This window comes from Nocardia sp. NPDC003979 (assembly GCF_053605015.1).
In genome coordinates, this window is record NZ_JBSGIJ010000035.1 from 1 (window position 1) to 23,689 (window position 23,689).

A 23,689-nucleotide genomic window follows, 5' to 3' on the forward strand; every position below is an offset into this window, starting at 1 on the left:
GGGGCAACTCCATGAAAGCCATACCCGGCACTCCCGGGTGCTGGAAAGCCTATGGCAGCCAGTGGCTTACAGCACCCACGAAGAAAGGTAAGGACGCCATGAGAACCCGACGCCTACGCACGCATGGTGCCCGGCTGCGCTGCGCGGCCGTGGTGGTGGCCGCCGGGATGATCGTGGCGGGCTGTGGCGGCGGTGACGAGGCGGCCGACGGGTACACCGGCGCGATCGGCAGCTCCATCGACATCAATCCCAAGGAAGTCGGGGAACTGCGCGAGGGCGGGAATCTGCGCCTGGCCGTCACCTCGTATCCGGCGAACTGGAACACGCTGTCCAACGACGGCAACGACGGGGAGATCGGCGAGATCGTGCGCGCCATGCTGCCGCGCGCGTTCGAAGTGGACGCGTCGGGTCAGCTGACGGTCGACACCGACTTCTTCACCGGCGTGGAGTTGACCAGCACCGATCCGATGCGGGTGACCTACACGATCAATCCCTCGGCGGTGTGGTCCGACGGTACGCCCATCACCTGGGAGGACATCGCCGCCCAGGCCAACGCGCTGAGCGGGCGCGACAAGCGGTACCTGATCGCGATCACCAACGGTTTCGAATTCGTCGAGAAGGTGGAGCGCGGCGTCGACGACCGGCAGGCCGTGCTCACCTTCAACACCCCCTACGCCGACTGGCGCGGACAGTTCGCGGGCAACACCAACCTGTATCCGAAGTCGGTGACCAGCACGCCCGAGGCGTTCAACACCAGTCTCGCCGATGCGATGGGGGTGTCGGCCGGGCCGTTCATCGTCACCAGAACCGATCGGGGTCAGGGCCGGATCACGCTGGGCCGCAACCCCCGCTGGTGGGGTGACAAGCCGGTGCTCGACACCATCACCTACTCGGTGCTCGACCATTCGTCGTGGGTGCAGGCGTTGCAGAACAACGAACTCGACCTGGTTCGGCTGACCACCCTCGAAGATGTGCAGACCGTACGCGGCACCGAAGGGCTCGTCGTGCGCCGCGCGCCGGGTAATCGCTGGCGCCACATCACTTTCAACGGTGCACCCGGTTCGATCCTGGCCGATCAAGGCGTGCGCGTTGCCATTTCGAAGGCCATCGACCGTCAGCACATCGTCGATGCTTTGCAGGGTGGCCTCGTCGAAAAGCCGACCCCGTTGAACAACCACATCTTCCTGCAGGGCCAAAAGGGGTACCAGGACAACAGTCTCGGCTTCGATCCCGACGCCGCCGCCCGCGAACTCGATGCCCTCGGCTGGAAACTCAACGGCGACGTCCGCGAGAAGGATGGGCGCAAACTCGTCATCCGCGACGTGATGTACAACGACCCCACCTGGGTGCAGATCGCCCAGATCATCCAGCAGAACCTGGCCGCGATCGGCGTCGGCCTCACCATCGACACCAAACCGGGCGCCGGCTATTTCACCGACGTCATCCAGCCCGGCGACTTCGACGCCGCCCAATTCATCTTCCAGGGCGACCCGTTCCCCCTGAGCAGCATCCGCCAGATCTACTACTACGACCCCGACGACCTCCAGGGCAATTACGGCCGCATCGGCTCACCCGAACTCAACGCCCTCATCGAACGCACCCTCACCGAACTCGACCCGGAAAAGTCCATCGAACTCGCCAACCAAGTCGACCGCAAAGTCTTCGAAGAAGGCCATTCCCTGCCACTCATGCAAACCGACGGAAGCGTCGGCGCCCGCTCGACCCTCGCCAATATCGGTTCACCGGGACTGGCCACCTACGACTACACGAAGATCGGATTCCTGAAATGACCACAGCTACCTATGGTTCCCGGCTGCGCCGCGCCGGATTTCGCGTCGCCGCACCAGTCGCCGCGCTGACGCTGCTGCTCGGTGGTTGTGGTTCCGGTCCCGAGCTGGAGACCGGGTCGAGTTCGATCACGGCGATGAACGACATCAACCCCAAGGAACGCGACGAATTGCGGGACGGCGGTAATCTCCGGCTGCCGCTCACCGGATTCCCGCCCACCTTCAATGCCAATCACATCGACGCCGACGGCGAGGTGAGCGATGTGGTCGGGTGGACTCTGCCCGGCACGATCAATGCCGATGCGGCAGGCAACATCACGATTGACCACAACTATTTCACCGACGTGCAGCTCACCAATACCGAGCCGCAGCAGGTGACGTACACGATCAACCCGAAGGCGGTGTGGTCTGACGGTTCGCCCATCACCTGGGAGGATCTGAAGTCGCAGGCACATGCGTTGAGCGGTCGCGATCTCGGTTATCAGGTGTCGGCGACGCAGGGCTACGACCGGGTCGAGAAGGTCGAGCGCGGCGTCGACGATCGACAGGCGGTCGTCACCTACGCCAAGCACTACGCCGAATGGCAGGGCCTGTTCAATCCGCTGTACCCGAAGCAGAGCACCGCAACGACCCAGGCCTTCGACGACATGTACCGCAACGAAATGCCGCTGTCGGCGGGGCCGTTCATGGTGACCGGGATCGACCGCGCGCAGCAGCGCATCACCTTGAACCGCAACCCGAAATGGTGGGGTGACACCCCGAAGCTCGACACGGTCACCTACAGCGTGCTCGACTATTCGGCACGGCTGAACGCCCTGCAGAACAACGAACTCGACGCTGCGACGGTTTCGGGCATCGATGAGGTGAAGACCGCGAGCAATTCCCCCGGCATCAAGGTGCGCCGCGCCCCCGCGCCGCGGTTCTCGCACTTCACCTTCAACGGCGCGCCCGGTTCCATCCTGGCCGACCCGAAGCTGCGCGTCGCGATCTCCAAGGGCATCGACCGTCAGGCCATCGCCACCGCCACCCAGAACGGCGTTGTGACCGACCCGAAGCCGCTGAACAACCACATCTATCTCGACGGCCAGAAGGGCTACGAGGACAACGCGCAATCGGTGGCCTACGACCCCGCCGAAGCTGCTCGCATGCTCGACGAACTCGGCTGGAAACTCAACGGTGACGTCCGTGAGAAGGACGGCCGCAAACTCGAGATCCGCGATGTGATGTACCAGCAGGACAGCTGGGTGCAGATGGCCCAGATCGCCCAGCAGAACCTGGCTCAGATCGGCGTGAAACTCCACATCGAGACCTACCCGGGCAACGGCCTGTTCACCGATGTCATCGACCCGGGCAATTTCGATATCGCGCAGTTCACCTGGTCCAAGAGCATTTTCCCGCTCGGTGCGCTCCCGCAGATCTACGCCTACAACCCGGAAAACCCGCTCAGCAACAAGGGCCGCATCGGCTCCCCCGAGCTGAACGCCCTGATCGAGGAGATCATCTCCGAGCTCGACCCGGAGAAGGCGATCGAAATGGCCAACAAGGCCGACCGGATCATCTTCGAATCCGGTTTCTCCCTGCCCATCGTGCAGTCGGCGGGCACGGTCGCGGTGCGCGAAACCCTCGCCAATTACGGTGCCTCGGGCTTGGCTTCCTACGACTACACCAAGGTCGGCTTCGTCAAGTGACCTCGGCCCGCTTACGGAAAGGGCGCAACCCCATGCGAATTCGCTCGCTCGGTACCCGATTCGCGGTGCCATGTGTGGCCATCGGCCTGATCCTGTCCGGGTGTTCGGCCGACACCGGCGGTTCCTCCGGGACCAATCTCATCGGTACCGGTAACGACATCAATGCCCACGATGCGGCCGACCTGCGCGACGGTGGCAATCTGCGGCTGGTGTTGACCTCGCTGCCGGAAACATTCAACTATTTGCAGGTAGACGGGACTACCGAGAACACCGGCGATGTGATCGAGCCGTTGCTGCCCTCGCCCTACACCAGTAATGCCGCAGGCGAATTGTCGGTCAACCACGACTATTTCACCGATATCCAGCTCACCGGTACCAATCCCCAGCAGGTGACGTACACGATCAACCCGAAGGCGATGTGGTCGGACGGGACCCCGATCACCTGGGAAGATTTGCGCTCGCAAGCGACGGCGCTCAGTGGCCGTGACCCGGCGTATCTGATTTCGGCGACCAGCGGGTTCGAGCGTGTGGAGAAAGTGGAACGCGGTGTCGATGATCGGCAGGCCGTCGTCACCTTCTCCCAGCCGTATGCCGAATGGCAGGGGCAGTTCAGTCCGCTGTATCCGAAGGCGAGCACCGAATCGGCCGCGGCGTTCAACGACCGTGACCGCAATGGTCTCGTGGTGAGCGCAGGCCCGTTCCAGATCAGCTCGATCGACCGCACGCAGAACCGGATCGTCCTGTCACGCAATCCGGCCTGGTGGGGCGCGACACCCAAACTCGACACGATCACCTTCAGCGTGCTCGACAGTTCCGCTTGGCTGCCCGCCATCCAGAACAACGAACTCGACGTCGCCTACATGTCGGGGATCGAGAACGTCACCGGCGCCAAGCAGGCGGCGGGCGTGGTGCTGCGGCGCACACCGGAACCGAGCTGGTCGCACATCACGTTCAACGGCGCGCCGGGTTCGCTGCTCGAGGACCCGCAGTTGCGGATCGCGCTGTCCAAGGCGATCGACCGGCAGGGCATCGTCAATGCCGCGCAGAACGGCGTGGTCGACGATCCGAAGCCGCTGAACAACCACATCTACATGCAGGGCCAGAAGGGGTACCAGGACAATTCCGGACCCATCTCCTTCGATCCGACTGCGGCGGCGAAGATGCTCGACGACCTCGGCTGGAAACTCAACGGTGAGGTCCGCGAAAAGGACGGGCGCAAGCTCGAACTCCGCGATGTGATGTACCAGCAGGACGGCTGGGTGCAGACCGCGCAGATCGTGCAGCAGAATCTGGCACAGATCGGTGTGAAGCTGAACATCCAGACGGTGCCGGGCGCGGGGCTTTTCAAGGACGTGATCGACCCGGGCAACTTCGAACTGGCCCAGTTCAGTTGGGGCGGAAGCGTGCTGCCGCTCGGTGCGTTGCCGCAGGTCTACGCCTACGACCCGAACAACTTGAAGTCCAACAAGGCCCGGATCGGGTCGCCGGAGCTGAACGCGCTCATCGAACGCACGATCTCCGAACTCGATCCCGACAAGGCACGCGAACTCGCCAACGAATGCGACAAGCTGATCTTCGCCTCGGGCTATTCGATTCCGCTGCAACAGGCTTCGGGAACCTACGCCGTCCGGGAGAACCTTGCCAACTACGGCGCATTCGGGCTCGCCTCCCCCGACTACACCAAGGTCGGCTTCCTGAAGTGAGCCTGCGCGCCCTCACCTATCCGCTGGCGGTCACGTGCGGCACCCTCGTCGTCATCGCGGCGTGGGTGCCGTTCGCCGACCTGGATCAGGTGAGTGCGCTGGCCGTGGTGGCGTTGGGGGTGCTCGGGTACACCGGCTATCAGATGGCGCTGGCGTTCGGGGCTGTGCCGAGCGGGGCAGTGACGCGACTGGGTGAGACCGGCGGAAGTGGGATCGCCGGGCGCCAGGGCGAGTCGAGCGAGGTTGCACCGAATCGTCGGGATGCGGCCGGGCGGCAGGGTGCGAGCGAGTTCGCGGCGGGGCGGCGGGTTCGGCAGCAGCATCGGCTGGTGAGCCGGTCGTTCCTGGAGATCAGCGTGGGTGAGCGCACGGTGTGGCAGCCGGTGTTCTACGAACCGGTGCTGTCCACGCTCACCCCCACCGACCTGGACGTCACCCCGCGCTCGATTTCCGCGGGCGCGACCCGGTTCTTCCCCTCTGGCCGGGCACGCACCACCGAACCCCCGGGCAAGCTCGTCGACAACCCCACCCGTCCCGCCGACCCACCCGCCTTCACCTCGACCCGCCGCCTGATCCTCGACGCCCAATCCACGGTCGCCGCCCCTTTCGCCGGCCTCCTCTGGGTCTATGTCATGAACGGCGGCCTCCCCGCCTTCATCGGCGCCACCACCGTTGCCGCCGCCGCCGCCACCTGGCTCTCCGCCATCCGAGGCTCCGACCCCAGCTGAACGATTGATCACCACGCTGTGGTGGCGGCCTCGGCCGAGTGGCTTCCGCCGAAGCGGGATTTCGCCTGCTCGGACTGATAGCCGTCCCGCCCGCGGTTCCGTGCCACCGTCACCAACTGGTATTACCACTTGACCAGCTGTCCACACGGGCGCATGCTGGGGGTATGGCGTGGACTCCTGTTGTGAAGCGGTCGGTATCCGGGGACGTGTTCGAGCAGATCGCCGAGCAGGTTCTGGGCGGGGAGCTGGCGGTGGGGAGTTCGTTGCCGAGTGAGCGGCAGCTGGCCGAGGCGCTGGGGGTTTCGCGGCCCGGGGTGCGGGAGGCGTTGCAGCGGTTGGCGGCGGCTGGGTTGGTCTCGGTGCGGCAGGGGGAAGCGACGACTGTGCTGGACTATCGGCGCAGTTCGGGGTTGGAGGTGCTGCCACGGCTGTTGCTTCGGGGGGAATCGATCGATCCGGCGGTCGCGCGGAGCATTCTCGAGGCGCGGTTGCACAACGGGCCGAAGATCGCCGAGCTCGCCGCGCGCCGGATGCGCAGGGCGGCCGCTGGCGCGGCCCCGTCGGCCGAGGCCGCGCCGAGGCCCACCGCGGAATCGGCGGTGGACAGCGAGTTGACACTCCTGCACGATTCGGTCGAAAGGCTTGTCGCCGAGTCGGATCCACTCACCCAGCAGCGGATCGCGCTCGAATTCTGGGATCACGTGCTCGATCTCGCCGACTCGATCGCGTTCCGGCTGATGTATTCCATGCTGCGCGCCGCCTACGAACCCGCGTTGGCCGCGCTCGCGCCGATCATGTCCGCCGAGGTGGGCAATGGGGGCGCGTATCGAGACCTGGCCGCCGCGATCGACGCGGGCGAGCCGGAACGGGCCGCCGAACGCGCTCGGGCACTGCTCGAGCCGGCGACCACCGCTCTCATCCATGCCCTCGACGGGGCATGATCCACCCGAGGAAGCACCATGACTACTGACCGCAAAATTCGCCGCAGCGTATCCCTGGGCGCGGCGGCGCGAGAATTCCTTCGGCATCCGTCGCCGTGGATGATCGGCGCGGTACTGATCGTCGCCTTGGTCGTGCGCGTCCTGGTCGGGGATTGGCAGCTCACCGACGCACTGGTGCCGATCCTGATCCTCGCGGCATTCCCGGTGATCGAATGGGTCATCCATGTCACCGTGTTGCATTGGCGACCAAAGCATCTGGGTCCGATCACCCTGGACAGCGAACTGGCCCGCAAGCACCGCGCCCACCACACCGATCCCCGCGATGTGCCACTGATCTTCATCCCGCCGAAGTCGCTGCTGCTCACCATCGTCGCCCTGGTGGCCATCGCGCTGCTCGCGTTCCCGCGCCTCGGTCTCGGCCTGACTTTCCTGCTCACCATCACCGTTCTCGGCCTGCTCTACGAGTGGACGCACTACCTGATCCACACCGACTACAAGCCGAAACATGCCGCGTATCGGGCGATTTGGCGCAATCATCGCCATCACCACTACAAGAACGAGCACTACTGGTTCACGGTCACCACCACCGGCACTGCCGATCGACTGCTCGGCACCGCACCGGACCCGGCCACCACGCCGACCTCACCGACCGCCCGAAACCTGCACGCACACTGACCCTCCGTCCCTGACGCCCGGCTCGCACCCCGCGAGCCGGGCGTTTTTCGTTTCGAGCGAATCCTCTCTTGACACATTTATACCCTAGGGGGGTAATGTACCGTCCACGAGACGCGCTCCGCTCGAAAGGACGAAAGTCGTGACTACGCAATCGCAATCCACCCGCAGGTGGTGGGCGCTGGCGGTGATCGCCGCCGCGCAATTCATGGTCATCATGGACACCTCGATCATCGGGATCGCGCTGCCCGAGATGCAGGCCGAACTCGGCTTCACCCCCGGGAATCTCACCTGGGTCTTCAATGCCTACGTGATCGCCTTCGGCGGTCTGCTCCTGCTCGGCGGACGGCTGTCGGACCTGTTCGGCGCCCGCCGGGTGTTCGGGGCCGGCTGGCTGGTGCTGGCCGTCGGCTCGGTGATCGCCGGTGCCGCGGGCTCGGTCGGCATCGAGCTGGCCGGTCGCGCGATCCAAGGAGCCGGTTCGGCGCTGATCGCACCGTCGGCGCTCACGCTGCTGATGATGCTGTTCGGCGGTACGCCGCAGGAACTCACCAAGGCACTCGCGGTGTACGGCGCGGCCGCGCCGGCAGGTGGTACGGCGGGTGTGTTCCTGGGTGGCGTGATCACTGAATATGTGAGCTGGCCTTGGGTTTTCTACATCAATATCCCGATCGCCGTGCTCGCGCTGATCGCGGTTCCGCTGTTGATGCCCGCCGCACCCGCCCGTAAGGGATCCATCGACCTCGCCGGATCCGTCACTGTGACAGCCGGTTTGGCCGCGGCCGTGTACGCCATCGTGCAGGCGCCGGAGGTCGGCTGGGCATCCGGGCAGACCTGGGGTGCGCTCGCCGTGGCCGCCGCCTTGCTCGCCGGCTTCGTCGCTATCCAGTCGCGCCGCTCGGAACCGCTGATGCGGCTGAGCATCTTCCGCGCCCCGAACCTGGCCGCCGCCAACTTCGCCCAGTTCGCGCTGGCCGCCGCGTGGGTGCCGATGTGGTTCTTCCTCAACCTGTACCTGCAGCAGGTACTCGGCTACAGCGCGTTCCCCTCGGGCGCGGCGCTGCTGCCGATGACGACGCTCATCATGCTCGGCATGGTCGTGCTCGCCCCGAAGGCGATGCAGCGGTTCGGCGCCAAGCCGATGATCGTGACCGGCCTGGTGGTGCTCGGGCTCGGCCTGGGCATCATGTCGCTGGTTCGCCCCACCGGCAACTTCTGGGTCGACGTGCTGCCTGCCTCGCTGGTGGCCGCGGGCGGTATGTCGCTGGCGTTCATCCCCTCGCTCGGCACCGCCATCTCGGCGGCGCGACCGGAAGAAGGCGGGCTCGCCTCGGGCATCGTCAACGTCAGCTACCAGGTGGGTTCGGCGCTCGGCCTGGCCGCGATGACGGCGGTGGCGGCCGCGTTCGGCGCGGGTGAACTGGGCGATCCGACGGCACTCACCGACGGCTACTCCGCCGCCTTCCTCGGCGCGGGCCTGCTGGCCCTGGTCGGCGCCGGCATCGCGGCGGCAACCCTGCGTAGCCCCGCCGAGGACAAGACCCCCGCCCAGGTTTGACAGACTACCCTAGGGGGGTATGGTAATGATGACGACGAAAGAGGAGAACATCATGAGCACCACCGTGACCGTCACCGGCATGACCTGCGGCTGCTGCACCAACAAGGTGCGCGACAAGGTCGGCGCCCTGCCCGGCGTCACCGGCGTCGAGGTCGACCTGGCCGCCGGCTCGGTGATCATCGAAGGCGCCGCCCCCGACCGCACCGCCCTCGCCGACGCCGTCACCGCGGCCGGCTTCCAGCTCGCAGACTGAACCCGAAACGGAGCATCCCGATGAACGCAACAGGCAAGTTCGCCGGATTCACTCTCGGCCTCGCGGCGGTCTTCGGGATCGCTCTGGGTGTCGGCGCCCTGGTCGGTCCGGAGCCCACCCAGGCTCCGGCCGGGCACGGCGAGCACTCGGCGGCGGCACCGGCCGGTGACCTGCCCGGTGGCCTGCTGGTCACCGACCAGGGCTACACGCTGGCGCTCGACACGTCGGTCGTGAAGAGCACGACACAGACGCCGGTCTCGTTCCGCATCCTCGACGCGACCGGCGCACCGCTCACGAAGTACCAGACCAGCCACGACAAAGACCTGCACCTGATCGTGGTCCGCCGCGACATGGCCGCCTTCCAGCACGTCCACCCCGTTCTCGACGCCGCGGGCACCTGGTCGGTGCCGCTGAACCTGAGCCGGGCGGGCGACTACCGGGTGTTCGCCGACTTCACCCCGGCGGGCGGGTCGAACCTGACCCTCGGCGCCGACCTGCGCGTGGCGGGCAACTACGACGTCCAGGCGCTACCCGCACCCGCGGCCACCGCCAAGGTCGGCGAGTACACCGTCGCGCTGAACGGAACCGTGGCTCCGGGCCAGTCCTCGAGGGTCACGCTGTCGGTGAGCCGCAACGGCACACCGGTCACCGACCTGCAGCCCTACCTCGGCGCCTACGGTCACCTGGTCGCCCTCCGCGCCGCCGACCTCGCCTACCTGCACGTCCACCCCGAAGGCACACCCGGCGACGGCGTGACACCGGCCGGTCCGGGCATCGACTTCGTGGTGAACGCACCGAGCGCGGGCGACTACCGCCTGTTCCTCGACTTCCAGCACCAGGGCGTGGTCCGCACCGCCGAGTTCACCCTGCGCGTCGCCCAGTCGGATGCGAGCACTCCCGCACCGACCGGCGCACCGGCCGACCACGGCACCCCCGGCCACGGCCACTGAGCACCACCCGCAAACCTTCAGCAAGAATCGATATCAGGAAACGATCGGAGCATCCCATGACCGCCGTGACACACCCACCGGGCACCGGCCAGGTAGAACTGGTGATCGGTGGCATGACCTGCGCTTCCTGCGCGAACCGCATCGAGAAGAAGCTCAACAAGCTCGACGGCGTCACCGCGACCGTCAACTACGCCACCGAGAAGGCGCGCGTGGACTTCACCGGTGACGTGTCCCCCGAGGAACTGATCGCCACCGTCGAGCAGGCCGGCTACACCGCGGCACTGCCCGCCCCGACGCAGCCCGAGACCACCGACGCGCCCACCGAGGACGACCCGACGGCATCGCTGCGCACCCGCCTGCTGGTGTCGCTGGTGCTCACCGTCCCGGTGATCGCGATGGCGATGATCCCCGCTCTGCAGTTCACCAACTGGCAGTGGCTCTCGCTCACCCTGGCCGCGCCGGTCGTGATCTGGGGCGCGCTGCCGTTCCACAAGGCGGCCTGGACCAACCTGAAGCACGGCACCGCGACCATGGACACCCTGGTGTCGATGGGCACGCTCGCCGCGTTCGGATGGTCGCTGTACGCGCTGTTCTGGGGCACCGCGGGCACACCGGGTATGACGCACCCGTTCGAATTCACCATCGCCCGAATGGACGGCACCGGCAGCATCTACCTCGAGGCCGCCGCGGGCGTCACCACGTTCATCCTGGCCGGACGCTACTTCGAGGCCAGGTCCAAGCGCCGCGCCGGTGCCGCGCTGAAGGCGCTGCTCGAGCTGGGCGCCAAGGACGTGGCCGTGGTGCGGGGCGGCGTGGAGACACGAATCCCGGTGGAGCAGTTGGCCGTCGGTGACGTGTTCGTCGTCCGCCCAGGTGAGAAGATCGCCACCGACGGTGTGGTGACCGAGGGTTCCTCGGCCGTCGACGCCTCCATGCTCACCGGCGAATCGGTGCCGGTGGAGGTCGGCGTGGACTACACCGTCACCGGTGCGACCGTGAACGTCGGTGGACGACTCCTGGTGCGCGCCACCAGAATCGGCTCCGACACCCAGCTCGCCCAGATGGCGCAGATGGTCGAGGACGCGCAGACCGGCAAGGCGCAGGCCCAGCGCCTGGCCGACAAGATCTCGGGCATCTTCGTCCCGATCGTCATCGCGCTGGCCGTCGCCACCCTCGGGTTCTGGCTGGGCACCGGCGGTTCCATCGCCGCCGCCTTCACCGCAGGCGTCGCGGTCCTCATCATCGCCTGCCCGTGCGCCCTCGGCCTGGCCACCCCGACCGCGCTGATGGTCGGCACCGGACGCGGCGCCCAGCTCGGCATCCTCATCAAGGGCCCCGAGATGCTGGAATCGACCCGCGAGGTCGACACCATCGTGCTGGACAAGACCGGCACCGTCACCACCGGCAAGATGACCCTGCTCGACGTGATCCCCGCCGAGGGTGAGGACAAGGCCCGCGTACTGGAACTGGCCGGTGCGCTCGAGGATTCCTCGGAGCACCCGATCGCCCAGGCGATCGCCAAGGCCGCACGCGATGCCGGAACGCTGCCCGAGGTGGAGGGTTTCGCCAATATCGAGGGTCTCGGCGTACAGGGTGTCGTCGACGGTCACGCCGTGATCGTGGGCCGGGCCCGGCTGCTGGCCGACTGGTCGCAGCCCCTCGGTGACGACCTCGCCGCCGCCATGGCCGACGCGGAATCGACGGGAAAGACCGCCGTGGCGATCGGCTGGGCCGGCAAGGCACGCGGCGTGCTCGTAGTCGCCGACGCGGTGAAACCGACCTCCGCACAGGCCATCTCGCAATTCCGCCGGCTCGGCCTCACCCCGATCCTGCTCACCGGCGACAATGCCCGCGCGGCGAACGCCATCGCCGCCGAGGTTGGCATCGAACAGGTTATCGCCGAGGTCCTGCCGCAGGACAAGGTGGAAACGGTCAAGCGGTTGCAGGCCGAGGGCAAGGTCGTCGCCATGGTCGGTGACGGCGTGAACGACGCACCTGCCCTGGCCCAGGCCGATCTCGGTCTGTCGATGGGCACGGGAACCGACGTGGCCATCGAGGCCGCCGATCTCACCCTGGTGCGTGGTGACCTGCGGGCTGCCGCCGACGCGATCCGTCTCTCCCGCCGCACCCTGGCCACCATCAAGGGCAACCTGTTCTGGGCATTCGCCTACAACGTTGCCGCGATCCCGCTGGCCATGGCGGGCCTGCTCAACCCGATGCTCGCCGGTGCCGCGATGGCGTTCAGCTCGGTCTTCGTGGTGAGCAACAGCCTGCGGTTGCGTCGGTTCAAGTCGACCGCGCAGTAGCGCACGGAAAGAGCGGGGCGGCAGATACCTTGCCGCCCCGCCTTTTTTGGTGATCCAGATCACTCTTGCGGTTGACCTAAGGTCAGGGTGGAGCCTTGGTCGCAGCGGCGGGAAAGCCGACTACGCGAACAGGAGCGATCACCATGTCGAACACGAACACCCTTGCCACTCAGGACCGTCCGGAACTCCAGGAACTCATCGAGCGCATTGTCGACAGCGGTTTCGTCGGTGCGTCACTGCGGGTGAACGACGAGCGCGGCGAGTGGGCAGGCAGCGCGGGAGTGAACGAACTCGGCGCCACCACACCGCCGCCCGTCGACGGTCACGTCCGAATCGGCAGCAATACCAAGGCTTTCACCGCAGCCATCGTGCTGCGGCTGGTCGCCGAGGGCCGAATCGAGCTGGACGCCCCGGCGATCCGCTACCTGCCCGACTACGCACTCGACGAGCGGGTCACCGTCCGAATGCTGTTGCAGCACACCAGCGGAATCTTCAACATCACCGGCGAGCTGTACGAGGACGGCACCATCGTGCCCGGCGTGCCCTCCACCATCGCGGGCAAGGAGTGGGTCGACAAGCGGTTCGAAACCTACCGACCGGAGGACCTGGCGAACCTCGCCCTCTCGAAGCCGGCGCGATTCGAGCCGGGGACCGGCTGGAGCTATTCGAACACCAACTACATCATCGCCCGGTTGCTGGTCGAGCAGGTCACCGGCCGCTCGCTCGCCGAGGAGGCGCAGCGCCTGATCTTCGGCCCGCTCGGCATGACCGACACCGTGCTGCCCGGCGCCTCGACGGATCTGCCCGAACCGCACCCGCACGCCTACTACCGCTACAGCGACGGCGGCGAGCAGCACACCGTCGACGTCACCCTGCACAACCCGTCCTGGGTCTGCACCGGCGGCGACATGATCTCGACCACCGCCGATCTGCACACCTTCATCCGCGCCCTGCTCGACGGCACGCTGCTGCCCGACCCGCTGCTGGCCGAGATGCTGCGCACCCACGACACCGGGATCCCCGGCATGCCCTACGGGCTCGGGGCGTTCGTGCAGGAAACCGAGGGCGGCGCCACCTTGATCACCCACAACGGCGGGATCGCCGGTTACGCGACACTGATGTACAGCACTCCCGACGCGAGCGTGACCATGACCGCGTATCTGACCTTCGTCGACGACGCGGAGATGACAATGGCCCCGGCGTTCCAGGTGGCACAGAAGTCGCTTGTCGACGCGGTGTTCGGCGGCGAACCGGGAAACGCGCTGTCGGACAAGGCAAGCTGAGCGTATGCGGAACGGGGTGACGATCGGGCAGGCGGCGGCGTTCGTCGGTGTCACGGTGAAGACGGTGCGGCACTATCACAAGCTCGGTCTGGTCACCGAGCCCGAACGGGACAGCGCCGGGTACCGGCGGTACGGCTCGGCCGAACTGTTGCGGCTGGTCCAGGTGCGGACGCTGGCCGCCGCCGGGGTGCCGCTGGCCGACATCGAACCCTTGCTCGACGCCGACGCCGACCAGTTCGCCACCGCCTTGGCCGAGGTCGGACGTCAGCTCACCGAGCGCATCGAGGAGCTCACCGCCCGGCGCGACACGCTGCACCGGCTCAGCGACGGCAATCGAGCCCTCCTGCCCGACCGCGCGGTCGCGATGCTGGAACGGATGCCGAGCCTCGGTTTTCCCGAGGCCGAGGTCGCGGCGACCAGGGAGGGCTGGGTGCTGGCGCGAGCCCTGGTCCCCGACGGGTTCGACGACTACCTCACCGACGTCGAGAACGCCATCGAGGACCCGCATTTCGTCACCCTGCTGCGGCGTGGTGTCGAGGCCGCGGCCTGGGCACCCGACGATCCCCGCATCGAGGAACTCGCCACCGAGATGATCGAGCACTACCTCGCCAACCCTGCGCATCTCCGAATCGTGACCGGCATGCAAGCCCGCACCGAGGCAGCGACCCGCTACCAGCTCATCGCCCACCACGGCCACGAACCGACCTCCACCGCAGGCGTGCTCGGCGCCCTCGTCGAGGCGAAGCTGCGCACGGCAGGCGTCCACATTCCGCGGTAGCACAGCGCACGGCAGTACGAGCTCCGACGTGCGGCGATGCCGTTCGAGCTCAGAAGGCGTGCTGGTCGTCGGCCGAGATCGCGAAACCGTGGCCGTCGGCCATGCAGCGGACGCCCTGCGACGAGGAATCGCAGGTGTAGCCGTTGACGGTGAGGGACTGGCCGTAGTTCAGGACCGCGCCGCCGGCGGGTGAACCGTCCTGCGGGATGCCGACGAAGATCCCCTGGCTGGTGCACAGGAGCTCCGACTTGCCCTGATAGAGGTGCGCGGCGACCTTGCGGTTGGGCGCGTCGGTGCAGTTCGGCAGCTTCGGCGAGATGATATTCGCCTTGGCCAGCTGGCAGCCGACACCGTACGGGGCGGCGGTGAGGAAGCCGCACATGATGTTTCCGGTGGGTGACTGGAAATAGTAGCCACCGTCGAGCAGGTATTTCGCCGCGTCGACCGTGGTGAAGCCGTTCTTGTCCGGAGCCGGGGCGGCGGTCGACGGTTTCGGGGTATCCGGTGCCTCGGTGTCAGGGTTACCGGCGCCCGGCGAGCCCGCGCCAGGCGAAGTCGCCCCCGGTGAGCTTGCGTCAGGTGAACCGGCATCAGGTGCGCTGGACGGCTGGGCAGTGCTCGGTGCGTCAGACGAATAGGTGGCCGAGTGCTGGGTGGTAGTGCTCGGCAGGCTCGAACCCGACTCCGCGCCGCAAGCGGTGAGCCCTCCGGTCAATGCCGCAACAGCTGCCAGCATGAGGACAGTACGCATGAAAACATCTCCGCTCGTTGGCTTTCCCGACCGATTGGTCATTCGTTGATGATGGGTCTGATCGTTACAGGCGAGCGGTCACGAATCCGTGTCGACGCTGACCTTCCAGGATTCGACCACCGTACATACGTTGTCTTCGTTGGCATTTCGGTACGGCTCGCCATGTTGTCGGTCCCCATGCCTTCCTCCATGGGCGGTCGCCATGCGAGTACCCAGCGGGCCATTCAAACCAATCGTTCTAGATTCGTGCGGCCTTCGGTTTTCCCGGTCTCACAGGGACAATCGAGGGGGTGGATCAATCCGTTTCTTCGGTGTTCCGAACCGAGACCTGCGAGGAATGAGCCTGTGACGCAACACGTCTGGTACGCGGCATACGGCTCCAACATGTGCGCGGCCCGCTTCGACTACTACCGGCTCGGCGGAACTCCACCCGGCACGGACCACCTCTACGCGGGATTTCGCGACCCCACCCCGCCCACGAAGACAACCGCGCTCACCGTGCCCGGCACCGTGTATTTCGCCTGGCAGAGTCCGGTATGGACCGGCGGCGTCGCCTTCTACACCGACCAGCCCGCACCGGGATGGCCGACCGAGGCCGTCGCCAGGGGGTATCTGCTCACCCTCGATCAGTTCGCCGACCTGCTCGACCAGGAGATGTACCGCGCGCCCGGCGGCGGATTCGACGTGTCACGGGTCGTCGAGGAGGGACGGGTCCGCTTCGGACCGGGACGCTACGAGACCGTTGTCCATCTCGGTCACGAGGACGACGTGCCGATCCTGACGTTCACGGCCCCTTGGTTACCCGAAGCCGTTGAGGTACAGCGCCCTTCGGCCCGATATCTCGCCATGATCGGGGCGGGGCTGCGCGAAGGTCAGGGCTGGGACACCGACCGGATCGTCGATTATCTGCGGACGCGACCCGGTGTCGCCGGAGAATGGGACGAGCGCGACCTGCGCGCCGCCCTGTTATCGACGCACGACACCGGGTAGTCCACCGAAGGGCCGATCTCCCAGGAGCGAGCGCATGGAGTGGTTCGCGGCACCGGAATACTGGTACGGCAGGCTGATCTTCCAGCGCGGCCTGGCGGTGATCTATGCCGTCGCCTTCCTCACCGCCGCACTCCAGTTCCGGGCCCTGCTCGGCGAACGCGGCATGCTGCCGATTCCGCGTTTCCTCGAACGCTCGTCGTGGCGGCAGTCGCCGAGCTTGTTCCATCTGCGCTATTCGGATCGGCTGTTCGCCGCCGTGTCGTGGGCGGGGGTGGTGCTCGCGGTCGCGGTGGCGGCGGGTCTGGCCGACGCGGTGCCGCTGTGGGCGGCCGTGCTGCTGTGGTTCGCGCTGTGGGTGCTGTATCTGTCGATCGTCAACGTCGGCCAGCTGTGGTACGGCTTCGGCTGGGAATCACTGCTGCTCGAGGCCGGTTTCCTGGCGATATTCCTCGGCAACGACACCATCGCCCCGCCGCTGCTCGTGCTGCTGGCCGCGCGATGGCTGTTGTTCCGGGTGGAGTTCGGGGCCGGGTTGATCAAGCTGCGCGGCGATCCGTGCTGGCGCGACCTGACCTGCCTGTACTACCACCACGAAACCCAGCCGATGCCCGGTCCGCTGAGCTGGTTCTTCCACCACCTGCCCAAACCGCTGCACAAGGTGGAGGTGGCGGCCAATCACTTCGCCCAGCTCGTCGTGCCGTTCGGGCTGTTCGCGCCGCAGCCGGTGGCGAGTATCGCGGCGGCGATCGTCATCGTCACCCAGCTGTGGCTTGTGCTGTCGGGCAATTTCGCCTGGCTGAACTGGGTGACATTGCTGCTCGCCGCCACCGCGCTGTCACTGCCCGGCGGACAGTCCGCGCCCGCTGCGCCGGGCTGGTTCGTCGGCGTCTGCATCGCCTACGTGGCCCTCGTGGTGGTGGCGAGCTACCGGCCGGTGCGCAATATGCTCTCGCCGAATCAGCAGATGAACGCCTCCTTCGACCCGTTGCACCTGGTCAACACCTACGGCGCGTTCGGGTCGATCGGCCGGACCCGCTACGAGATCGTGCTGGAGGGCACCGACGACACCCACCTCACCGACGACACCGTGTGGCGCGAATACGCGTTCAAAGGCAAACCGGGCGACCCGCGTCGCATGCCACGCCAGTTCGCGCCCTACCACCTGCGCCTGGACTGGCTGATGTGGTTCGCCGCGATCTCGCCCGCCTACGCCCGCTCGTGGGCGCTGCCGCTGGCCGCGCGGCTGCTGCGCAACGACCCCGACACCCTGCGCCTGCTCGGTCCCAATCCGTTCCCCGACGCCCCGCCGCACTATGTGCGGGCCCACCTCTACGAATACGAGTTCAGCACCCCGGCCGAACTGTTCGGGCAGCGGATCTGGTGGCGCCGCACACTGATCGGTGAGTTCCTGCCGCCACTCACGCGTGAGGGCCTGAACCGGTACTGACAGCAGAAAAGCCCGGCATCTAGGCCGGGCTAACGCCTGAGCGGATGACGAGATTCGAACTCGCGACCCTCACCTTGGCAAGGTGATGCGCTACCAGCTGCGCTACATCCGCGTGCACGTCCTCGGCCCGATCCGGGCCTCGTGGTGCGAGAAGGAACTTTAGCGTGCCCGCCACCGAAACACGAAATCCGCCCCCCTTGACCGCCGCTCGGACGGTCTGCCGTCCCGGCAGTCCGGCCCACCGTTAAGCCTGCGATAAGAATGCGGAAGCCGTTGCGCGGGAGGCTTATTCGCAGGTAGGCAACCATCGCCGCCACTCAGGGGAGGTAAGGGATTGAAGACTCTCGGACTGCTCACCGCCGCCGTGGCTGTGACGACCGTCATGGTCGCGGGCCCCGCGAACGCCGACATCACCGATGCCGTCGGCTTCGTCGACACCACCGACAACGGTGGCGAGGAGGGTTTCAGCGACTACGCCATCGACATCAACCACCCCGGTTCCTGCCTGGTGGTGCAGAACCACACCGGCGGCCGGGTCCGCATGCGGTTGGACTACCCGACCAGCCGGGGCTCCTGGTTGTTCGACCACGACGACGTCAAGATCGTCACCCGCGAGGGCAACGCCGTGAAGTCGCCGTCGGGCCGGTGGCATGTGCGGGTGAACCCGCCGATCAACCCCGTCTGGACCTACGACGCCAAACGCAATACCAGCTGGGGCTGCAACGGCTCGTGGGTGCTGAGCATGAACTGATCGGGGGGTGTCGGATCAGTGCTCGGTGAAGGCCGTGCGGTGGTCGGCGGCCCATTCGGCGTAGTCGCGGGGTGGGCGGCCGAGCACGGCGGCGATGTCGTCGGTGACGAGCTCGTTGTGGCCGTGCCGGATGAAGGACTGGCCCTGCGAAGCCGCTTCGACGAACGCGGGTGACAGTCCGGCCGACCGCATGAACTCCGGTGCGTCGTCCTCGGCGATATCGGTGACGGCGACCGGGCGACCGATGACCTCGGCGAGCGCGGCGGCCTGCTCACGCGCGGTCTGCAGGGTGGGACCGGTGAGTGTGTAGGTCCGGCCGTGGTGGTCGCCGGTGCGCAGGGCGGCAGCGGCTACCGCGGCGACATCGCGTGGGTCGACGACCGCCTGCCTGCCGTCACCGGTGAGGTTCGGTACCGGCTGCCCCGCGCTCAGCGGCTGGACCCAGCTGAGCGTATTGGAGGCGAAAGTGTTGGGGCGCAGGATCGTCCATTCGAGGCCGGAGTCGCGCACCGCGTCCTCGCCGGGCACATGCCAGCCGCCCGGCGCACCGAGGCGTGGGTCGCCCGCGCCGATGATGGACAGTTTCACCACGCGGCGTACTCCCGCGGTCCGCGCGGCCTCGATCAGTGCGGCGTCGACACCGGTGTCGTCCGGGCCGGGCAGGCCATTGAGGAAAGCGGCGTGGACTCCGGCCATCGCGGGGGCGAACGTGGCCGGGTCGCGGTAGTCGACGCGCACCGCCTCGACCCCGGCGGGGAAGGTCGTGGTCTGCGGGTCACGGGTGGTGGCGCGGACCGCGACGCCGTCGGCGACGAGCTGGGAAACCAGGGCTTTTCCGATGGTGCCGGTGGCACCGGTGATCAGGATCATGCGTCGAGCATGTCGGCCCGGCCCGGTGCGCGGATAGGAAGAATCGGCACGGACAGTCGCTGCGCGGACACCTACTGTTGACGGTGTGAGCAGGTACCTGACCCCGGCCCGGATCGAGACACGGGTCCCGACCCCGGATTCGCTGCGACCGTGGCTCACGGAACTCACCGCGACGCCTGCGCGTCACGACATCACTCCACCGTTCGCCCATCCGCCCGTCACCTCGACAACGGTGGTCGTGCGCACCGAATCCTCGGGTCGCACAGCGGCTTTCGTCATCGGCGCGCAGACGAAGGCGGCGTACTCCCAGGCCGAGCGGCCCGGCGGCTGCGTGCGACTGCGTCTGGCGCCGGGGACCACCGGTCAGCTGCTCGGGGTGTCGGCCGCCGAGCTGACCGATCGCGTGGTCTCCCTCACCGAGCTGCCCGGGCCGCTCGCCGCGATCACCGACTCCCTGACCCACCTGCCCACCGCCCAGGCGATCAGGCACCTGGAAGTCGCACTGCCGCGAGCTGTTTCGGAAAGCGCGACCGAGCGGGCGCACCGGATAGTGCTGCGCGAGGCGATCTCCGCGGTCGAGGCGGCACCGACCGTCGCCGACCTCGCCACCCGGCTCGCGATCAGCGAACGCCAGCTGCGCTCGCTCTTCGCCGCCGGAATCGGGTTGTCGCCCAAGCATTTCGCCAGGATCGACCGCGTACTGCGCGTCCTCACGGCCGCGGGCAAGGCGCCGTGGTCGGACCTCGCGGCCGAGAGCGGCTACTACGACCAGTCCCACCTCACGGCCGACTTCCGGACCCTGATGGGGGTGCCGCCCGCCGCCTACCTGCGCGGCGAGCTGCCACCACCGATGTGTTGCCGGGCGCCCGGCTAGTTCTCGGGCTCGGCCCGCTCTGCCTTGCGCGCCAACCGCTCGGCGGCCTCGGCGTTGTCGAGAGCGGTGGCCTCCTCCAGCGAGGGAGCGCTGCCACCGAGGCGCTTGGGCACCCAGTAGGCGCCGGGCTCGTGTTCGTAGTCCTTCTGCAGGTCGGCGAGCATGGCCTGCATGGTTCCGCGCAGCTCGGCGGTCAGGTCGCCGACGGGTTCGTAGGGCTTGATCGGCTTGCCGACGGCGATGGAAATCGGGGTGTTGGTGCGGCCCAGGCGCTTCGGGAAGCCCTTGGTCCACACGCGCTGGGCGCCCCAGATGACGATCGGGATGATCGGCACGTCGGCTTCCAGGGCCATCCGGGCCGCGCCGGACTTGAATTCCTTGATCTCGAAGCTGCGACTGATGGTCGCCTCGGGGTACACGCCGACGAGCTCGCCGTCGCGCAGGTACTTCACCGCCGCCTTGTAGGAGTCGGCGCCCGCGGTGCGGTCGACCGGAATGTGTTTGAGGGCGCGCATGATCGGGCCGGAGATCTTGTTGTCGAACACCTCCGCCTTCGCCATGAACCTGATGTAGCGCTTGGGGGTGCGCGCGGGCAGGCCGGCGTAGGTGAAGTCCATGTAGCCGGTGTGGTTGATCGCCACCACGGCACCACCTGTCGCGGGGATGTTTTCGGCCCCCTTGACGGTGAACTTCAGACCTTCGAGGAAGAAGACGGTTCGGGCCAGGCCGATGATCGACCGGTAGACGGGTTCCACAATTCAGCTAGCGTAGTCGCAGATCGCCGCTTCCGGCACCCGGCCAAGGAATGAGGAACGTCGAAGTGCAACGCGCTCAGCTGCCCCCGTTTGCTCCGACCCGTCGCGCGAGTGCGCTGGCCGCGGGCCTGACCGCCGCCGCGCTGATCGCCGGCTGCGACTCGGTATCGGGCATTCCGGGCGACGAACCGGTGGCCGCGCCTACCACCAGCACCTCGGCGGCCGCCGCGTCTTCGACCCCCACCGAGGCCGCGACCACCCCGGTACCGACCACCGAGCCGCTGCCCGCCGACGCACCGCAGGTCGGCGCGGTGGCGGGAAACCCGGATGCCGTGACCGCCGTGCGCCGCTGGGCCGCCGACCTGCGCTCGGCGACCGTCACCGAGCTACAGGACAAGTGCTGGACCATCCCGCCGCGCACCGTCGCCGACATGTACGTCGACCCGCAGTCCATCCTCGCCGCCCTGAGCAGGCCGGGCACCGCGACCGCCGACACCGTCACCTGGCGCAACGCGACGACGACGATCACCGTGGAGCAGCGCGACATCGCTACGGGCTATGCCTGCGGCCGGGTGTTCGCCGCCGGTGTCGAGCCCGGTTACGACGAGGCCGACGCGCGTCACACCGTCCGCCGTTACCTGGCCCGCACAACGGGCAAACCTCTCAACCCGGACGACACCGAACAGATCCACCCCCTGACCTGCGCGGCGAGCCCGGCGGCCTGGGACCCACAGGGCACCGGCAACCCCACAGCACCCCCGCTGGCCACCGACTCGGGCAAAGTAGGCAATGTCACCTCCTTCGCCGACCAAGAGCTATCATCCGAACGAGTTCAGGGGGATTACCTGGCGGTTCAGGTCCCGGTGACCACCTCCCCCGGGGGCACCAGGACGCGCACATTCACCGTCGTCTCGACCCCCGAGGGCTACTGCATCGGTGATGTAACGGTTTAGCCACTACCCTTGTTGGCTGGTGCCGCCGCAGTGGTCAGAGCTCGGCGGCGGCTCGCGTCACCAGGTCGAGCCCGGTGCGTCGGCGAATCAGATCCTGGTAGGAGGACATAGCTCGTGCAGATCACCAGTGTCGGACATGCTGGCTTCCACATCCGAACCGAGGCCGGGACCATCCTGTGCGATCCGTGGGTGAACCCCGCCTACTTCGCGTCGTGGTTCCCGTTCCCGGACAACACCGGTCTGGACTGGGCGGCACTCGGCGACGTCGACTACCTCTACGTCTCGCACCTGCACCGTGACCACTTCGACGCCGCACTGCTGCGCGAGCACGTCAACAAGGACGCGACGGTCCTGCTGCCCGACTACCCGGTGCCGGATCTGCGCCGCGAACTCGAGGCGCTCGGCTTCACCAAGTTCTTCGAGACCGAGGACTCGGTCAAGCACACCGTCACCGGGCCCAAGGGTTCGCTCGACATCATGATCGTGGCGCTGCGGGCACCCGCCGACGGCCCCATCGGCGACTCGGGCATCCTCGTCTCCGACGGCGAGACCACCTGCTTCAACATGAACGACGCCCGCCCCGTCGACATGGACGTGATCCACGACGCGTTCGGGCACATCGATATCCACCTGCTGCAGTACTCGGGCGCCATCTGGTACCCGGCCGTCTACGACATCCCCGCGCGCACCAAGGCCAACTTCGGCAAGCAGAAGCGTCAGCGCGGCATGGACCGGGCCCGCTCCTACATCGAGCAGGTCGGCGCCACCTGGGTGGTGCCCTCGGCCGGTCCGCCGGTGTTCCTCGACGACGAACTGCGCTACCTCAACGACGACCGCGGCGACGAGGGCAACATCTTCCCGGACCAGATCGTGTTTCTCGAGCAGATGGAAATCCACGGCAACTCCGGCGGGATCCTGATGATCCCCGGCTCCGTGGCCGACGTGCGCGGTGCCGAACTCGACCTCACCCACCCCTTCGACCCGCAGCGCATCTACGGCGACAAGGCCGCCTACATCGCCGACATGGCCGAACGCTTCGCGCCCGTGCTCGCCGCCGAGAAGGCGACGTGGGAGCACGGCGAGGGTTCGCTGCTCGAGCCGCTGCGCGAGCTGTTCGAGCCGATCATGAAGCAGAGCGCGCTCATCAGCGACGGCATCGGCTACCCCGTGGGCCTGGTACTCGGCGAGGAAACCATCGTCCTCGACTTCCCACAGCGCACCGTGCGCGAACCCATCGAAGGCGAGGGGCGCTACCGCTACGGCTTCCGCATCGCCCCCGAACTGGTGCGCACCGTGCTGCGCGACGACGAACCGGACTGGGTGAACACGATCTTCCTGTCCACCCGCTTCCAGGCGTGGCGCATCGGCGGCTACAACGAATTCCTCTACACCTTCTTCAAGTGCCTCACCGACGAGCGCATCGCCTACGCCGACGGCTGGTTCGCCGAGGCGCACGACGACTCGGCCACCATCGAACTCGACGGCTGGGAAGTGCAGCGCCGATGCCCGCACCTCAAGGCCGACCTGTCGAAATTCGGTGTGGTGGAAGGAAACAACCTCACCTGCAACCTGCACGGGTGGCAGTGGGACCTGGAGTCGGGGCGCTGCAAGACGTCCAAGGGACACGAACTGCGTTCCGCCAAGCTCTGAT

General features: G+C 67.2%; 21 protein-coding genes and 1 tRNA gene. 18 read left to right on the forward strand and 4 right to left on the reverse strand.

Annotated elements, in window-relative coordinates:
• The first annotated feature begins 98 nt into the window (after positions 1 to 98).
• The 12 genes from ACWEVR_RS32995 to ACWEVR_RS33050 all read left to right on the forward strand — a co-directional run bounded on the left by ACWEVR_RS32995 (position 99) and on the right by ACWEVR_RS33050 (position 14,647).
• Entirely contained in the window at positions 99 to 1,790 is a 1,692-nt protein-coding gene (locus ACWEVR_RS32995; RefSeq protein ID WP_452470121.1) for an ABC transporter family substrate-binding protein, read from the forward strand.
• Positions 1,787 to 3,475, forward strand: a complete 1,689-nt coding sequence (locus ACWEVR_RS33000; protein ID WP_452470122.1) for an ABC transporter family substrate-binding protein — start codon at positions 1,787 to 1,789, stop codon at positions 3,473 to 3,475. Before ACWEVR_RS32995 ends, ACWEVR_RS33000 begins: the two co-directional genes overlap by 4 nt.
• A 32-nt stretch (positions 3,476 to 3,507) precedes the next feature.
• Positions 3,508 to 5,178, forward strand: coding sequence for an ABC transporter family substrate-binding protein (locus ACWEVR_RS33005; protein ID WP_452470123.1), 1,671 nt, complete (start codon positions 3,508 to 3,510; stop codon positions 5,176 to 5,178).
• Positions 5,179 to 5,201: 23 nt separating this feature from the next.
• The gene (locus ACWEVR_RS33010; protein WP_452470152.1) at positions 5,202 to 5,906 is read left to right on the forward strand and encodes a hypothetical protein; all 705 of its coding nucleotides are present in this window, start codon (positions 5,202 to 5,204) and stop codon (positions 5,904 to 5,906) included.
• 164 nt (positions 5,907 to 6,070) lie between these two features.
• Positions 6,071 to 6,847: a FadR/GntR family transcriptional regulator gene (locus ACWEVR_RS33015; protein ID WP_452470124.1), complete on the forward strand. Its 777-nt coding sequence runs from the start codon at positions 6,071 to 6,073 to the stop codon at positions 6,845 to 6,847.
• A gap of 18 nt (positions 6,848 to 6,865) precedes the next feature.
• Positions 6,866 to 7,522, forward strand: a complete 657-nt coding sequence (locus ACWEVR_RS33020; protein WP_452470125.1) for a sterol desaturase family protein — start codon at positions 6,866 to 6,868, stop codon at positions 7,520 to 7,522.
• A 139-nt stretch (positions 7,523 to 7,661) separates the two neighbouring features.
• Positions 7,662 to 9,077 carry an MFS transporter gene (locus ACWEVR_RS33025; protein WP_452470126.1) on the forward strand — a complete coding sequence of 472 codons (1,416 nt, stop codon included), beginning with the start codon at positions 7,662 to 7,664 and terminating at the stop codon, positions 9,075 to 9,077.
• A gap of 52 nt (positions 9,078 to 9,129) precedes the next feature.
• Positions 9,130 to 9,330 carry a heavy-metal-associated domain-containing protein gene (locus ACWEVR_RS33030; RefSeq protein WP_452470127.1) on the forward strand — a complete coding sequence of 67 codons (201 nt, stop codon included), beginning with the start codon at positions 9,130 to 9,132 and terminating at the stop codon, positions 9,328 to 9,330.
• A 20-nt stretch (positions 9,331 to 9,350) separates the two neighbouring features.
• On the forward strand, positions 9,351 to 10,280 hold the full coding sequence (locus ACWEVR_RS33035; protein ID WP_452470128.1) for a hypothetical protein: 930 nt from the start codon (positions 9,351 to 9,353) through the stop codon (positions 10,278 to 10,280).
• A gap of 56 nt (positions 10,281 to 10,336) precedes the next feature.
• On the forward strand, positions 10,337 to 12,586 hold the full coding sequence (locus ACWEVR_RS33040) for a heavy metal translocating P-type ATPase (protein ID WP_452470129.1): 2,250 nt from the start codon (positions 10,337 to 10,339) through the stop codon (positions 12,584 to 12,586).
• A gap of 143 nt (positions 12,587 to 12,729) precedes the next feature.
• Positions 12,730 to 13,869, forward strand: coding sequence for a serine hydrolase domain-containing protein (locus ACWEVR_RS33045; RefSeq protein ID WP_452470130.1), 1,140 nt, complete (start codon positions 12,730 to 12,732; stop codon positions 13,867 to 13,869).
• 4 nt (positions 13,870 to 13,873) lie between these two features.
• Positions 13,874 to 14,647 carry a MerR family transcriptional regulator gene (locus ACWEVR_RS33050; RefSeq protein WP_452470131.1) on the forward strand — a complete coding sequence of 258 codons (774 nt, stop codon included), beginning with the start codon at positions 13,874 to 13,876 and terminating at the stop codon, positions 14,645 to 14,647.
• A gap of 49 nt (positions 14,648 to 14,696) precedes the next feature.
• On the opposite strand, the gene ACWEVR_RS33055 is transcribed toward ACWEVR_RS33050, so the two are convergent.
• Entirely contained in the window at positions 14,697 to 15,398 is a 702-nt protein-coding gene (locus ACWEVR_RS33055) for a DUF6636 domain-containing protein (protein ID WP_452470132.1), read from the reverse strand.
• Positions 15,399 to 15,743: 345 nt separating this feature from the next.
• Here ACWEVR_RS33055 and ACWEVR_RS33060 point away from each other — a divergent pair, with 345 nt between their 5' ends.
• Both ACWEVR_RS33060 and ACWEVR_RS33065 read left to right on the forward strand, forming a co-directional pair.
• Positions 15,744 to 16,388, forward strand: a complete 645-nt coding sequence (locus ACWEVR_RS33060; protein ID WP_452470133.1) for a histone deacetylase — start codon at positions 15,744 to 15,746, stop codon at positions 16,386 to 16,388.
• A 34-nt stretch (positions 16,389 to 16,422) separates the two neighbouring features.
• Positions 16,423 to 17,835, forward strand: a complete 1,413-nt coding sequence (locus ACWEVR_RS33065; protein WP_452470134.1) for a lipase maturation factor family protein — start codon at positions 16,423 to 16,425, stop codon at positions 17,833 to 17,835.
• 39 nt (positions 17,836 to 17,874) lie between these two features.
• On the opposite strand, the gene ACWEVR_RS33070 is transcribed toward ACWEVR_RS33065, so the two are convergent.
• Positions 17,875 to 17,947: transfer RNA gene (locus tag ACWEVR_RS33070), tRNA-Gly, on the reverse strand.
• A gap of 222 nt (positions 17,948 to 18,169) precedes the next feature.
• On the opposite strand from ACWEVR_RS33070, the gene ACWEVR_RS33075 reads away from it, so the two are divergent.
• Complete coding sequence (locus tag ACWEVR_RS33075; protein WP_357393098.1) at positions 18,170 to 18,586, forward strand: hypothetical protein; 417 nt, start codon at positions 18,170 to 18,172, stop codon at positions 18,584 to 18,586.
• 15 nt (positions 18,587 to 18,601) lie between these two features.
• Here the strand turns inward: ACWEVR_RS33075 and ACWEVR_RS33080 are convergent, their stop codons facing one another.
• Complete coding sequence (locus ACWEVR_RS33080) at positions 18,602 to 19,456, reverse strand: NAD(P)H-binding protein (protein ID WP_452470135.1); 855 nt, start codon at positions 19,454 to 19,456, stop codon at positions 18,602 to 18,604.
• Positions 19,457 to 19,541: 85 nt separating this feature from the next.
• Between ACWEVR_RS33080 and ACWEVR_RS33085 the strand changes: the two genes are divergently transcribed.
• On the forward strand, positions 19,542 to 20,330 hold the full coding sequence (locus tag ACWEVR_RS33085) for a helix-turn-helix domain-containing protein (protein ID WP_452470136.1): 789 nt from the start codon (positions 19,542 to 19,544) through the stop codon (positions 20,328 to 20,330).
• Here the strand turns inward: ACWEVR_RS33085 and ACWEVR_RS33090 are convergent.
• Positions 20,327 to 21,085: a lysophospholipid acyltransferase family protein gene (locus tag ACWEVR_RS33090; RefSeq protein WP_452470137.1), complete on the reverse strand. Its 759-nt coding sequence runs from the start codon at positions 21,083 to 21,085 to the stop codon at positions 20,327 to 20,329. The two genes, ACWEVR_RS33085 and ACWEVR_RS33090, sit on opposite strands and share 4 nt — an antisense overlap.
• Before the next feature lie 65 nt (positions 21,086 to 21,150).
• Here ACWEVR_RS33090 and ACWEVR_RS33095 point away from each other — a divergent pair, with 65 nt between their 5' ends.
• Both ACWEVR_RS33095 and ACWEVR_RS33100 read left to right on the forward strand, forming a co-directional pair.
• A complete protein-coding gene (locus tag ACWEVR_RS33095) occupies positions 21,151 to 22,038 on the forward strand; it encodes a hypothetical protein (protein WP_452470138.1) in 888 nt (295 codons plus the stop codon).
• A 114-nt stretch (positions 22,039 to 22,152) separates the two neighbouring features.
• On the forward strand, positions 22,153 to 23,688 hold the full coding sequence (locus ACWEVR_RS33100) for a Rieske 2Fe-2S domain-containing protein (RefSeq protein ID WP_452470139.1): 1,536 nt from the start codon (positions 22,153 to 22,155) through the stop codon (positions 23,686 to 23,688).
• Position 23,689: the final 1 nt, after the last annotated feature.

What these genes read in the sequence shown, in the direction of transcription:
- ACWEVR_RS33050 (WP_452470131.1), top strand. Translation starts at nt 13,874, where the DNA reads ATGCGGAACGGGGTGACGATCGGGCAGGCGGCGGCGTTCGTCGGTGTC.
- ACWEVR_RS32995 (WP_452470121.1), top strand. Translation starts at nt 99, where the DNA reads ATGAGAACCCGACGCCTACGCACGCATGGTGCCCGGCTGCGCTGCGCG.
- ACWEVR_RS33040 (WP_452470129.1), top strand. Translation starts at nt 10,337, where the DNA reads ATGACCGCCGTGACACACCCACCGGGCACCGGCCAGGTAGAACTGGTG.
- ACWEVR_RS33020 (WP_452470125.1), top strand. Translation starts at nt 6,866, where the DNA reads ATGACTACTGACCGCAAAATTCGCCGCAGCGTATCCCTGGGCGCGGCG.
- ACWEVR_RS33000 (WP_452470122.1), top strand. Translation starts at nt 1,787, where the DNA reads ATGACCACAGCTACCTATGGTTCCCGGCTGCGCCGCGCCGGATTTCGC.
- ACWEVR_RS33005 (WP_452470123.1), top strand. Translation starts at nt 3,508, where the DNA reads ATGCGAATTCGCTCGCTCGGTACCCGATTCGCGGTGCCATGTGTGGCC.
- ACWEVR_RS33030 (WP_452470127.1), top strand. Translation starts at nt 9,130, where the DNA reads ATGAGCACCACCGTGACCGTCACCGGCATGACCTGCGGCTGCTGCACC.
- ACWEVR_RS33015 (WP_452470124.1), top strand. Translation starts at nt 6,071, where the DNA reads ATGGCGTGGACTCCTGTTGTGAAGCGGTCGGTATCCGGGGACGTGTTC.
- ACWEVR_RS33045 (WP_452470130.1), top strand. Translation starts at nt 12,730, where the DNA reads ATGTCGAACACGAACACCCTTGCCACTCAGGACCGTCCGGAACTCCAG.
- ACWEVR_RS33080 (WP_452470135.1), bottom strand. Translation starts at nt 19,456, where the DNA reads ATGATCCTGATCACCGGTGCCACCGGCACCATCGGAAAAGCCCTGGTT.
- ACWEVR_RS33035 (WP_452470128.1), top strand. Translation starts at nt 9,351, where the DNA reads ATGAACGCAACAGGCAAGTTCGCCGGATTCACTCTCGGCCTCGCGGCG.
- ACWEVR_RS33065 (WP_452470134.1), top strand. Translation starts at nt 16,423, where the DNA reads ATGGAGTGGTTCGCGGCACCGGAATACTGGTACGGCAGGCTGATCTTC.
- ACWEVR_RS33055 (WP_452470132.1), bottom strand. Translation starts at nt 15,398, where the DNA reads ATGCGTACTGTCCTCATGCTGGCAGCTGTTGCGGCATTGACCGGAGGG.